Annotated in this window: 1 protein-coding gene; it reads left to right on the top strand. The window is 46.0% G+C overall.

The genetic code is table 11. The features are described from left to right. Positions 1-202: hypothetical protein (locus ACUTJJ_RS25055; protein ID WP_445543786.1), on the top strand; the 202-nt coding region annotated here is incomplete at its 5' end. Positions 203-287 lie beyond the last annotated feature (85 nt).

Genomic DNA, 287 nt, shown 5'->3' on the forward strand with positions numbered 1-287 from the left:
CTCCAGACCCCGCAAGCTTCGCCGCCCACGTTTCTCTTTCTTCTCATATTCAATTGTCAAAAAACAGACCACTCAACGCAGTCACAAAATCAAATCCCCGAAACCAAATGGCCTCGAAACCAAACAAGCAACCAGCTCATTCCTTGATTTTCTCAGAACGAAAGACTTCGTCGCCAGCAGCGCCGCCGCCCTCGTTCAGTGAGCGGACTTATAAATCCATCACCTCAAACAAGTCAACACACCCACCGTCAAAAAACTGACATTTTTAGCAAATCATTGAAATGTAA

This window comes from Agrobacterium sp. DKPNP3, from assembly GCF_052686535.1.